The organism is Streptomyces actuosus, from assembly GCF_016921115.1.
Lineage (GTDB): Bacteria > Actinomycetota > Actinomycetes > Streptomycetales > Streptomycetaceae > Streptomyces > Streptomyces actuosus_A.
The window spans coordinates 309631-321883 of sequence record NZ_JAFFZS010000002.1; the positions used below are offsets into that span (position 1 = coordinate 309631).

The following is a 12253-nucleotide window of genomic DNA, read 5'->3' on the forward strand; positions in this document are numbered from 1 at the left end:
AATGAGCGTGATGGCATGACGACTGGACCCGCCCGAGCGGCCGTCACCGAGGCACTGCTGAGGTGCCCGGCCCCCCTCTACGCACGCATGCACCGCCAGGGCCCCCTGCTGTGGAGCAGCCCGGACGAGACCTGGGTGGTGACCGGCTACGAACTCGCCCGGCTGGTGTTGCGCGACCCCCGCTTCCGCATGCCCGGCCCGCCGCGGGACTCGCAGTGGTCGGAGTACGGCAGCCACGGCGGGTTCTTCCAGAGCATGCTGCTGGCCAGCGAGGGGGAGCGGCACGCCCGCCTGCGGCGGTTCCTCGGACAGCTCTTCACACCGAGGGCGGTCCGTGCCCGCACCGTGCGGATCGAGGCCGCCGCCGCGGCGATCCTGGACGCCGTCGCGGCCCGGGACGCCGTGGACGGCGTCGCCGACATCGCCTCCCGCCTCCCGGTGAGCGTGATCGGCGACCTCGTCGGCATCCCCGAGGAGGACCGCGACGAGGCCAGCGTGCTGTGCCGGGCGATCAGCAGGGGAGGCGGCGTCGCCTCGGGCCGCCCCTCCGGGCAGGAGGTCGGCACCGCGCTCGCCCGCGTCGACGACCTCGGCCGCCTCGTCGACCGGTGGACGGAGGAGCCCGGGCGCCTCATGCCCGACTCGGTGCTGGCCCTCGCCGCCGCCGCACGGGCCACCCCCGACGCGCTGTCCGGCACCGAGCTGCTCGCCAACGTCTTCAGCCTCTACATCGCGGGCCACGACACCTCCCGCAACATGCTCAGCGGCCTGTTGCTGCGCCTGGCCACCCGGCCCGGCCTGCTGCCGGGTCTCGCCGCCGGAACGGTCGACGGCGCCGCCGAGGTCGATCGGCTGCTGCTCGGGGAGTCCCCCCTGACCTTCACGGTGCGGGTCGCCCGGGAGGAGTGCGAGCTGGCGGGGCGGCGCGTCCGCCCCGGCGACCGGATCAGGGTGATGCTCGGCGCCGCCAACCACGAACTGCTCACCACCGACCCCGACGCCGGCCACACCGGCGTCGGCTTCGGCGAGGGACGCCACGTCTGCCTCGGCGCCCACCTGGCGCGCACCGAGGGCCGGGTGCTGCTGGAGGCGGTCGCCGGGCGCTGGTCCGCGGTCCGCCCGGCGGGCGAGCCGGTGTGGGCCCCGCACTTCCTGCACCGGGGACTGGACCGGCTGCCCCTGGACATCACGTGGCGGCAGCGATGACCGGCACCGACGGCCGGGCCGGCCCGAGCGGCTCGACCGGCGCGTGCGGTCCCGGTGGGCCGGGTGATCCGGGTGGTGCGCGCGGCCCGGGTGACACGGGTGGCGTGCCCGGGGCGGCCCGCGTGATCGACGGCGGGCGGGTGGCGGAACCGCACGGCGAAGCCCGTCCGGCGGGCGGCGCCACCCCGCGCGGTGAGACCCGCTCCGTCGGACCCGCCGGGTCCGACGGAGCGCTGCCTGCGGAACGGGTCGCCCTGGGCCCGGTCGCGGTGCGCCGGAGGTGCCGGGTACCGGGGTCCGTCCTGGCCGGTCTGGGCGGCGAGGCGGTGTGGCGGGCGGCCGGCGCCCGGGCCGGCGCCGAGGACGCCGCCCGCGAGCTGGGCGCCCGGCTCGCCGACCACCTCGGCGCGCTGGTGCCCACCGCGTCGCCGCAGCAGCGCCGCCTCCTGCTGCGGGCACGGCGGGCCGCGTTCAACGCCCGCCCCCTGCCGACCGGGCCGGTGGCGGGCGGGCCGCTGACCGCGTCGTACACGCGGGCCTACGCGCACCGTCTCGCCGAGCGGGACGACGCCCGGCGGGCCCTGGACCTGGCGCTGGACGAGCTCGCCCGCACCTCCGGAGCCGCCGTGGACGCCGTGCTCCGCGACCCGGACATGGCCTGGTCCGTCGAGCTGTCCGTGCCCGGCCTGCTCGCGGCCGGGCCGGTCGGTGCCCTGGACCCGGCCGCGGGCCGCAGGACCCGGCGCCGGGCGGTGACGCTGCTGCGTCTGGTGCAGCGGGCCGCCACCAAGCCCACGCCGTTCGCCGGGTTCGCCACCACGCACGTGCTCTTCCGCGACGGCCCGCCCGCACCGGCCCGCCGTCACGTCCGGGTGCAGCGCGCGGCGGTCGAACGGGTGCGGCAGTGGATCGGCGCCGGCGGTCATCACGCCCTGGCGCCCGCACACCTGTGGCTGACGGCCAACCCGAGCGCGCTGGTCCACACGGACGCCGGCGACACCCGGGTGACCTGGCTGATGCCGGCCCCCGACGGCACGGAACGCGTCCTGTCCGCACGCTGCGGCCCGGCACTGGCGCAGACCCTGCGCAGGCTGCGCACCCCGGTCCGCCTGGACACCGTCGCCCCCGGCGGCACCCTGCCCGCCTCCTTGACCACCCTCGCCGCCCGCGGCCTGCTGGAGATCGGACCCGCCCTGCCGACGTACGGCCGACGCACGCTGCACGCGGCGGCGGACGCCACCCGCCCGACGCCGGCCGCCCTCCTCCCCCGCACCCCCACCCCGGCCACCGCCCCTTCTCCCGTTGCGGGCCCCACCCCTCCGCCCCCCCTGTCCCCGGCTGCCCTCCCCGCTCCCACCACCCCCGCCCCCGACCCCGCGCGCGACACGCACCCCGACGTCCCCGGCACCGTGCACGACGCCCTGTGCGCCCTGCGCGACGCCGAGGACGATCTGGCCGACGGGCGGAGCGCGGGCGCGCTGCACCGTGCGCGGCGCCAGCTCGGGGTGCTCGGGCGTGCTCTCGGGGCGGCCGACCGGGAGGACGGGCGGGAGGGCGGACGCACGGCGGTGGGGGAGGACGTCGTCGGGGTCGCCGTCGACGACGGCATCCTGCGCGGCTCGGCCGACGTCCTGGCCGACCTGGGCCGCGTGCAGCGCATCGTGCCGCTGCTCGCCGCGGAGCTGCCGTTCCAGCTGGCGACCGCGATCGCCTTCCGCCGTCGTTTCGGTGCCGACGCGGTGCCGCTGCCCGCCGCCTACCGGTGGTTCCTGGAGTCCGGTCGCACGGAGAGCGACACCCTCCTCGCCGACTGCACCGCCGACGAACTGGCCGCGGTGCTGGCGCTCAGGGAGCGCCTGTTCGCCGGGCTGCGCGCGGCAGCCGGGCAACCCGGTACCGAGGTGGCCTGCGACCCCGGTCTGCTGGACGCGGTGGCGGCCGGACTGCCCGCCGCCGTACCGGAGCTGACATGCGCGGCCTGGCCCGTCCAGGTGGCCGGCCGGCGCCTGGTGCTCAACGGCGCCGGCGGCGGCCACGGCCGGTTCGCCGCCCGTGTCGCGGCCGACCTGGACGACGCCCGGCTGGCCGAGCTGCGCGGCTGGGCCGCGGCGGCCCACACCCCGCACCCCGACGGCGTCGCGGTCGACATCGCCGCGCTGCTCGGCGCCACCGTCAACGAGCATCCGCTCCTGCTGCCCGCCGCGCTGGCCTGCCCCGGCCGGGCCCTGGAGTGCCCGGCCGACGCCCGGATCGACCTGGCCTCCTGCACCGTGCGGGCCGAGGGAGGACGGCTGCTGCTGTTCTGCGACCGCTTCCCCGGCCGGCCCCTGTTCCCCGTGCCGCACAACGCGACGCTGCCGACGGTCGCGCCGGGACTGTACCGGTGGCTCAGCCGCCTCGGCCCCGCCTCCGGCGCGACGCTCGACGTGTGGGACCACGTGGACGCGCGGACCGCCCCCGGCGACCCCTCTGCCGTCCGCCGGTACCCCCGCCTGACCCTGGGCCGTCTCGTGCTGTGCCGCCGCACCTGGAAGGTCCCCGGCACCGCCCTGCCCGGCCGGGACCCGGCCGGGCAGGGCGAGGAGTCCCTGGCCTGGTACCGCTGGTGCCGGAGCACCGGGGTACCGCGCCGCGCCTTCCTGCGGACGGCGACGCTGCCCGACCCCTGGGACGTGGTGCGCGGCCGGGCCGACATGCGGCCGGTGCTCGCCGCCCGCTCCGCCTCGGGGGCGGCCGTCCGCAAACCCCTCTACGTCGATCTGTCGCAGCCCCTGTGCCGGTCCGCCGCGACGGCCGGGCCGGGGGACACGCTCACCTTCACCGAGCCCCTGCCCGACCCCGCCGACCCGGGTCCGGACGGCCGGGTCACCGAGTACGTCCTGGAGACGTCCCAGCCTCCGCGCGCGAAGGAAACCGATGGAACATAAAGGCCTCGTCACGCTCGTCAACCCCAACCAGATACACCCGCCCATCGCGCCGTACGCGCTGGACGTCCTCACCACCGCGCTGGAGGCCGCCGGCTTCGACACGCACGTCGTGGACCTGACCTTCCACCTGGACGACTGGCAGCGTGTCCTCGGGGCGTACTTCCGTGCCCGGCGCCCGCTGCTGGTCGGCGTCACCTGCCGCAACACCGACACCGTGTACGCCTTCGAGCAGCGGCCGTTCGTCGACCGCTACAAGGCCGTCATCGACGAGGTCCGCCGCCTGACCCCCGCCCCCGTCGTGACCGGCGGGGTCGGCTTCTCCACGATGCCGTTCGCGCTGGTCGACTACTTCGGGGTCGAGTACGGGGTGAAGGGGCCCGGCGAGAAGATCCTCTGCGACCTGGCGCAGGCGCTGCACGAGGGCCGGCCCGCGGACCGCGTCCCCGGACTGCTGGTCAACCGCGGACCCGGACACGTCGTCCGGGTCCCGCCCCCCGCACTCACCGCCCGCCCGGCCCCGGCACCGCGGCCCCGGCGGACCCTTCCCCCACCGCAGCCGTACCCCTTGCCCACACCGCGGCAGCGACCCCGGCCGGAGTCGCTGCCGCTGCCGGAGTCGCTGCCGCTCCTGACACGGGCCCCCGGCGACGCCGGCCGCTTCGAGGGCCGTGCCTGGCAGGCCGAGACCGAGCTTGCCTACGTCCGGCGCTCGGGAGTGCCTCACAAGGTGGACAACCTGCGCTACTACCGTGAGGGCGGCCTGGGCGGCATCCTCACCAAGAGCGGGTGCGTCTACCGGTGCGCGCAGTGCGTGGAGCCGGACGCCAAGGGAACGCAGTTCGCCCGCCGCGGCGTGCACGCCGTCGTCGACGAGATCGAGTCGCTGACCGCCCAGGGCGTGTACGACCTGCACACCACCGACAGCGAGTTCAACCTCTCCATCGCCCACAGCAAGTGGCTGCTGCGCGAGATCGTCCGGCGCCGGGACGCCGACGCCACGAGCCCGCTGCGCCGTCTGCGGCTGTGGGTCTACTGCCAACCCGCCCCGTTCGACGAGGAGTTCGCCGAGCTGCTCGCGGACGCCGGATGCGCGGGTGTCAACGTCGGCACCGACCACGTGCGGCCGGAGATGCTCGACGGCTGGAAGGTCACCGGCAAGGGCACCCGCTACTACGACTTCGCCGACACCGTGCGGCTGGTGGAACTCAGCCACCGTCACGGCATGCTGACCATGGTCGAGGCGCTGTTCGGGATGCCGGGGGAGACCCTGGAGACGATGCGCGAATGCGTCGACCGGCTGATGGCCCTGGACGCCACGGTCACCGGGTTCAGCCTCGGCCTGCGCCTGTTCCCCCACATGGACCTGGCGATCTCCCTCGCCGAGCAGTGCGACGGCGTCCGCACGGTTCCCGGCCTGCAGTCCAACACCGCCACCCGGCCGATCGTCCTGAAGCCGCTGGCCCGGTGCAGCAGCCCGGTCGAGTACGAACGGCAGTTCATGTTCGACGAGTCGGGCGACTTCCGCCTGGTCTGCTACTTCTCCCCCGACCTGCCCGAGGCGCCGGGCACCGTCGGCAGTCCCCGCGGGATCTGGCAGAACTCGGTCGACTTCCTGTGGAACCACATCCCGAAGTCCGAGCACCACCGCGTGATGCTGCCGACGCTCTCCGGCAGCAGCGAGAACGACAACAACTACGCCGACAACCCGTTCCTGACCAGCCTCAACCGCCAGGGCTTCACCGGCGCCTTCTGGGCCCACTGGCGCGACCGCGAGGCCATCATGAACGGCGCCGACGCCTTCCGCGAACTCGCCACGGAGGCCTCCCGGTGACCGCACCCCACCCGGCCGCCCAGGCCCCCTCGCGCTCCGCACTCTCCCCGCAGGACACCTCTCCGGGGCCCGCCGGGGGCCTCCCACGGGCGCCCGCCTCCCTGCACGGTCGGGTCGCGGTGGTCACCGGAGCCGGGCGGGGGCTCGGCCGGTCGCTGTGCGTGCGGCTCGCCCGGGAGGGCATGGCGGTCGGGCTCGTGGGGCGCGACCGGCGGGCACTCGACGCCACCGCGCGCGCCTGCGCCCGGAGCGGTGCCGCCGTCGCCGTCGCCGTGGCGGACGTGCGCTGCCCGCAGCAGACGCAGCGGGCGGCGCGGACCCTCCGCACCGTCCTCGGCCCCGCCGACCTGCTGGTCAACAACGCCGGCAAGGTGGATCGGGGCGAACTCCCCTTCTGGGAGGCCGATCCGGGGCAGTGGTGGGAGGTGTACGAGACCAACGTCCGCGGCACCGTCAACGCCTGCCGTGCGATCGCACCCGAGATGGTCCGGCGCGGCTCCGGCCGGATCGTCAACGTGAACTCGATGCTCGCGGTGCGGACGGACGCCCGCTACTCCGCCTACAGCGGCTCCAAGGCGGCCCTGCTGACGCTCACCGGCGTCCTCGCCGACTCGCTCCACGCCCACGGGGTCCGCCTGTTCGACCTCAGCCCGGGCATGGTGCGCACGGACATGACCCTGGGCATGGCCGTCTGCGCCGGCCGCGACGACTGGACGGACCCCGCACGCTTCCTGGACGCGGCCGTCCGCCTGGCCCGGGGTGAGCTCGACGCGCTCGCCGGGCGGTTCCTGCACGCGGGCGTCGACGACCTCGACGCCCTGCTCACCGCTGCGGACCGGATCCGCGCCGACGGCGCCCGCACCCTCCGGCTGCGGGCCACCGGCCCGTCGGACCCGGCCGCGGGACACACCTGAGGCGCGGCCCGGGCCGGCCGAGACGGTGAGCAGCCGAGGGTCAGGCCTGTTCCGCGCCCCGTCGGGCGGTGAAGTTCCTCGCCGACCGCTCGTGCAGCGCGATGCCGACCGACACCGACACGTTGAGGGACTCCGTGGAGCTGATCATCGGAATGGACACCGAGGCCGCGGCGTTATCCCGGAACGAACCGGAAGGGCCGCCCTTCTCGCTGCCGAAGACCAGCGCCAGCCGGTCGGCCCTGTCCCCCAGGTCCTTCACCCCGAGGTCGCCGTCCGCGTCGAGCACCAGCAGCGCAATGCCGTTGTCCTTCAGGAAACCGGCGGCCTCCTCACGGTCCGCCAGGACGACGGGGAGGGAGAACACGTACCCCCGGCTCGCGCGCAGCAGCCGCCGGTCGGCGACGGTCGTCAGATCACTGTCGACCAGCACGATGCCCGCGACACCCAGTGCCAGCGACGTCCGCACGATGGCACCGATGTTCCCGACGATCTTCACGCCGTCGAGCACGACGACGTCCCCGCCGCGCTCCGCGATGTCGCTCAGCCCGGCCGGCCGCGGAACCCGGGCGATGCCGAAGGTCTTCGCCTTCCGCTCCGCCTTGAACAGCCGGTTGACGATGGACACGTCGACGAGCCGGACGGGGATCTCGCGCTGCCGGCACAGTTCCAGCAGCTCCGGATCGAACGGAGTGGTGCTGCTGCCGTACACCTCCAGGAACTGCACCCCGGCCCTGATGCACTCCATCAGCGGCTCGGTGTCCTCGATCAGCGTGGTTTTGACGCTGGCGCGCGAATGCTTCGTGACGTCGATGATTCTCTGCACCGCGGGGTCAGAGGCATCCGTGATCGTGTCCAGCTCAGTCATGCCGCGATTCTAGTGCCGCGGCAGGCAACGTTCGCCCGTCGAGGAGCGGCGTCCGGTGCGTGCTCCCGGTGTGCCGGCCGGAAGCCCTCGTACGGGATGTACTCGGGCTTTCGTCCGGTGCAGCGAGAGTGCGTGCCGGGCGTCGCGACGGGGCGAACGTCGCCTGGTGCGGCACTAGAATCGCGCCCGTTCCGTCCCGCGCACACGCACAGACCCCGTGGCTCCTCCGGAAACCGGAGACCGGAAGACAGCAGGACAGGCCCGAACTCGCTGCCCACGGACCCCGAGGACGTGCAGTCCCCGCAGCCCGCGGTCCGTGCCACCCCAGAACGACACGGTGGGGCGGAGGGCCGTCGAGCCCTCCGCCCCACCGCGCCGCTCGCTGCACACCGCTCACACCGCTCACACCGGTCGCATCGGCCGACCGTGGGCCTCGGCCGCACGCCCAACCCTGCGGCGCGTTCCGCGGCACCGCTGTCCGGCGCGTCCCGCGGCACTGCTGTCCGGCGCGTCCCGCGCCTCAGTCCTGGTCGTCGCGCTTCGCCGCTTCCTCGGCCTCCTTGGCCAGCACCTCCGGGTCCAGCACGGCGTCGCCGCTGCCGTCGACCGACGTCAGCCGGCCGCCCTCGGGCACCTCCGTGGCGACGGGCGGCTCCACCAGCCAGTCCGGGTTGGCCTGCTTGTCCCACCACTTCCAGACGGCGAAGGCGCCGCCCGCGACGGCCCCGAACACCAGCAGCGTCCTGGCGACGCGGCCGGCCCGTGCCCGCCGGTCGTGCCTGCGGGCCATCCGCTGGATCTCCTCGGCGGTCACCTGGGTGCGCAGCGCGGCGAGCGCCGCGGCGCCGCGGGCCGCGGCCTCGTCCTTCATGGGCCCGGCCGTGGCCAACGCCTGCTCGATCTTCGGCAGGGAGTAGTCGGCAGCCTGCCGGGCGGCACGGGCGGTGTACACGGCGGCCTCGTGCGCGGCCGCGTCCACCTTCGGCGGCACATACGTCATGGCCTGCTCCACCCGGGGCGCGAGCAGGGCGTCGTACTGGACGCGGGCCTGTTCGGCGGCCTGCGACACCATGGGCGCGAGCCGTACGCGGGCCTCGTGCGCGTAGTGCGCGGCCCTCTCCTTGGCCGTGTCGGCGTAGGGCGCCACCACTTCCGCGGCGTGCAGCACGCTGTCCTTCGCCGAACCGGTCGCGGCGCGCACGCTGTCGATGCGGGTCACGGTTCCTCCTCCTCGGTGGCGTACGGTAATTCGACTTTCCACCCTTTTGCGGATCATGCCTGCACCGGATCCGTGTGGCATGCGGGGAGCGGCATACGGGTGCAGACGCGCCCCGGGGAGCGCCGTCCGGCCGGTACGGCCGCCCCGCTTCCGGTGCAATAGGGGATGAATGCGGGGCAACAGGAGCTTGTCGACGACAATGCCACGGATCGGCGGCGCGCGCCCCCGTCACGGACCGACCGGCGCCTGCTTTCCGCCTTTTCGCCGATCGTGCGAGGATCGTGACGCACCGGAGGACGACGGAAGGCACACCGTGGCCGAGCAGCTCTACGCCACCCTGAAGACCAATCACGGCGACATCGAGATCCGGCTGTTTCCGGACCACGCTCCCGCCACGGTCAAGAACTTCGTCGAGCTCGCCCGCGGCGAGCGGGAGTGGACACATCCCGCCACCGGCGAGAGGTCCACGGCCAGGCTGTACGACGGCACGGTCTTCCACCGCGTGATCAGCGGTTTCATGATCCAGGGCGGCGACCCGCTGGGCAACGGCACCGGTGACCCGGGCTACCAGTTCGCCGACGAGTTCCACCCCGACCTGCAGTTCTCCAAGCCGTACCTGCTGGCCATGGCCAACGCCGGCCCGGGCACCAACGGCTCGCAGTTCTTCATCACCGTGTCCCCCACGACCTGGTTGAACCGCAAGCACACCATCTTCGGCGAGGTAAGCGGCCCCGCCGGCCGGAAGGTCGTCGACGCCATCGCGGCCCGCCCGACCAACCCGCGCACCGAGCGGCCGCTCCAGGACGTCGTCGTCGAGACGGTGGTCGTGGAGACCCGCCAAGGCTGAGAGGGAACCATTTGCCCCGCTCGTCCGTAAGGATGAGCGGGGCACACCTGTGGTGCAGCCGCCCGAGACGACCGACGACCTGGGGGATCCCATGGAGCAGGCTCCCGGCGACAGCCGGCAGGATGCGCAGAGCCTGCCCGGCTGCTACCGCCACCCGGACCGCGAGACGGGTATCCGCTGCACCCGCTGCGAGCGGCCGATCTGCCCCGAGTGCATGGTCGAGGCGTCCGTGGGCTTCCAGTGCCCGGACTGCGTCCGCGGTGCCTCCGGCGGGGGCCCGTCCCGCTCGGCCTCCCGGCCGCGCACCCTGGCGGGCGGCACGGTCAGCGAGGACCCCCGGCTGGTCACGAAGATCATCCTCGGTGTGTGTCTGGCCGCCTTCCTGGCCCAGATGGCGGTCGGGGACCGTTTCACGGAGCGGTTCGAGCTCCTCGGCCGGGCCTACGTCCCGCTCCTCGGCTCTTTGGAGGGGATCGCGGAGGGCCAGTGGTACCGGCTGCTGACCGCGATGTTCCTGCACGGCAGCTATATCCACATTCTGTTCAACATGCTCAGTCTGTGGTGGCTCGGCGGTCCGCTGGAGGCGGCGCTGGGCCGTGCCCGGTTCGTCGCGCTGTACTTCGTCTCCGGGCTGGCGGGCAGTGCGCTCACCTACCTGCTCGCCGCGCCCAACCAGCCCTCGCTCGGCGCCTCGGGCGCCATCTTCGGCCTCTTCGGCGCGACGGCGGTCCTCCTGCGCCGGCTCGACTACGACATGCGGCCGGTCATCGCCCTGCTGGTCATCAACCTGATCTTCACCTTCAGCTGGGCCAACATCGCCTGGCAGGCGCACATCGGCGGTCTCGTCGCCGGTGTGATCGTCGGGTACGCGATGGTGCACGCCCCTCGTGAGCGGCGGTCACTGGTGCAGTACGGGACCTGTGCGGTGGTGCTGGCGGCGGTGGTGCTGATCACCCTGCTGAGGACGGCCCAGCTCACCTGAGCGAAACGTTGTCCACAGGGTGTGGCGAATCTTGTGCATACGGTGCGGGAACAACTGTGCCCCCTGTCGCTGACCCGTGTTTTCCCAGGTCAGGCAGGGGGCGAACAGTCTTGCGAGATGCGGTGTGGCAGTCGTACCAGCGTCAACGTCCGGCGGGTTATCCACAGATCGTCGTTTCTTTTCCCCAGGCGGGGTGTGGATATTTCTCCAAGCTGTGGATAACTCAGCGGATAGCCCTGGGCAGAGCTGCATTCACCGCCCGGTCGCCGCTACTTCCACTGCGTGGAGACGCCGAATCCGGCCGCGATGAAGCCGAAGCCCACCACGATGTTCCAGTTGTCCAGGCTGTCGATCGGCAGCGAACCGTCGGTGACGTAGAAGACGACGATCCAAGCCAGCCCGATGAGGAACATGGCCAGCATGACGGGTGCGACCCAGCCTCGGTTGGTCAGCTTGACGGCCGCCGCCTGCTTGGCGGGCGGCGGTGTGTAGTCGGCCTTCTTGCGGATACGTGACTTCGGCACGAGGGTCTCTCCTGTCGATGCGCTGCGTGGCCGCGCAGAGAACTGGGTCGGGCGTGGTTGCAGTGTCCGAGGAGCGTACTGAGGGGACACTGAGCGCTCCCCCGGGCGTCCGTTAGCGTAGTGCTTCCGCGGCGCCGAAGGAGATAAGGGTACGTTGAGCAATTCTGCCGACTCCCCCGGGACGGGTTCCAGTGCTGCCCGCCGGGGAGGCTTCCGTCCCGTGCGGGTGCTCACCGTGGCCGTCTTCGCTCTCGCGGGTCTCATCTTCTTCACCAGCTTCCAGACGGCCAAAGGCACCGACATCCGCACGGACGCGTCCCTGCTGAAGCTCTCCGACCTCATCCAGGAGCGCAGCCGAAAGAACAAGGAGCTGGACGACGCCAACGCGGTGCTGCGCGACGACGTGGACTCCCTCGCGGGCCGCGACAACGGCAGCACGAAGGCCGACGGCGACCGGCTCACGACGCTGGAGCAGAGTGCCGGCACCCAGAAGCTCAGCGGCGAGGCGATCACGGTCACACTCGACGACGCCCCGCCCGACGCCACCGCCAAGCTCCCCGGCTACCCCGAGCCGCAGCCCGACTACCTGGTCATCCACCAGCAGGACCTCCAGGCCGTGGTGAACGCGCTCTGGGAGGGCGGCGCCGAGGGCATCAAGGTCATGGACCAGCGGCTGATCTCCACCAGCGCCGTGCGCTGCGTCGGCAACACCCTGATCCTCCAGGGCCGCGTCTACTCGCCGCCCTACAAGATCCAGGCCGTGGGTGACCCGGAGAAGCTCCAGAAGGCCCTCGCCGACTCCCCGGCGATCCAGAACTACATGGTGTACGTGAACGTGTACGGCCTCGGCTGGAAAGTCACCGAGGACGGCACGGTGACTCTGCCGGGCTACTCGGGCACCCTGGACCTGCACTACGCGCAACCAGTGGAGTGATCAC

The 12253-nt window shown here is 73.3% G+C and carries 10 protein-coding genes; 7 read left to right on the forward strand and 3 right to left on the reverse strand.

The genetic code is table 11. The annotated features are described in order from the left end of the window. Positions 1–15: 15 nt before the first annotated feature. From JS756_RS04310 to JS756_RS04325, 4 genes are read left to right on the forward strand one after another with little or no spacing between them, the layout of a single operon-like run. Positions 16–1206 carry a cytochrome P450 gene (locus JS756_RS04310; protein ID WP_205381554.1) on the forward strand — a complete coding sequence of 397 codons (1191 nt, stop codon included), beginning with the start codon at positions 16–18 and terminating at the stop codon, positions 1204–1206. Further along, the gene (locus JS756_RS04315; protein WP_205381555.1) at positions 1203–4133 is read left to right on the forward strand and encodes a lantibiotic dehydratase; all 2931 of its coding nucleotides are present in this window, start codon (positions 1203–1205) and stop codon (positions 4131–4133) included. The genes JS756_RS04310 and JS756_RS04315 overlap by 4 nt, the downstream gene beginning before the upstream one ends. After that, positions 4123–5964, forward strand: a complete 1842-nt coding sequence (gene tsrT, locus JS756_RS04320; RefSeq protein ID WP_205381556.1) for a tryptophan 2-C-methyltransferase — start codon at positions 4123–4125, stop codon at positions 5962–5964. The genes JS756_RS04315 and tsrT overlap by 11 nt, the downstream gene beginning before the upstream one ends. Further along, positions 5961–6878 (forward strand): SDR family NAD(P)-dependent oxidoreductase, encoded by a 918-nt coding sequence (locus tag JS756_RS04325; RefSeq protein WP_205381557.1) that lies wholly within the window; start codon positions 5961–5963, stop codon positions 6876–6878. The genes tsrT and JS756_RS04325 overlap by 4 nt, the downstream gene beginning before the upstream one ends. A gap of 40 nt (positions 6879–6918) precedes the next feature. Here JS756_RS04325 and JS756_RS04330 read toward each other — a convergent pair whose 3' ends face one another. Further along, entirely contained in the window at positions 6919–7743 is an 825-nt protein-coding gene (locus tag JS756_RS04330) for an NshR family nosiheptide/thiostrepton resistance 23S rRNA methyltransferase (protein WP_205381558.1), read from the reverse strand. A 520-nt stretch (positions 7744–8263) separates the two neighbouring features. Continuing rightward, entirely contained in the window at positions 8264–8962 is a 699-nt protein-coding gene (locus tag JS756_RS04335) for a DUF5324 family protein (RefSeq protein WP_205381559.1), read from the reverse strand. 313 nt (positions 8963–9275) lie between these two features. Here JS756_RS04335 and JS756_RS04340 point away from each other — a divergent pair, with 313 nt between their 5' ends. Both JS756_RS04340 and JS756_RS04345 read left to right on the forward strand, forming a co-directional pair. Beyond that, the gene (locus JS756_RS04340; protein WP_205381560.1) at positions 9276–9809 is read left to right on the forward strand and encodes a peptidylprolyl isomerase; all 534 of its coding nucleotides are present in this window, start codon (positions 9276–9278) and stop codon (positions 9807–9809) included. Positions 9810–9900: 91 nt separating this feature from the next. After that, entirely contained in the window at positions 9901–10791 is an 891-nt protein-coding gene (locus JS756_RS04345) for a rhomboid family intramembrane serine protease (RefSeq protein ID WP_205381707.1), read from the forward strand. 269 nt (positions 10792–11060) lie between these two features. Here the strand turns inward: JS756_RS04345 and crgA are convergent, their stop codons facing one another. Then, positions 11061–11315 carry a cell division protein CrgA gene (gene crgA, locus JS756_RS04350; RefSeq protein ID WP_205381561.1) on the reverse strand — a complete coding sequence of 85 codons (255 nt, stop codon included), beginning with the start codon at positions 11313–11315 and terminating at the stop codon, positions 11061–11063. 154 nt (positions 11316–11469) lie between these two features. On the opposite strand from crgA, the gene JS756_RS04355 reads away from it, so the two are divergent. Next, on the forward strand, positions 11470–12249 hold the full coding sequence (locus JS756_RS04355; RefSeq protein ID WP_205381562.1) for a DUF881 domain-containing protein: 780 nt from the start codon (positions 11470–11472) through the stop codon (positions 12247–12249). The last annotated feature ends 4 nt before the right edge of the window (positions 12250–12253 follow it).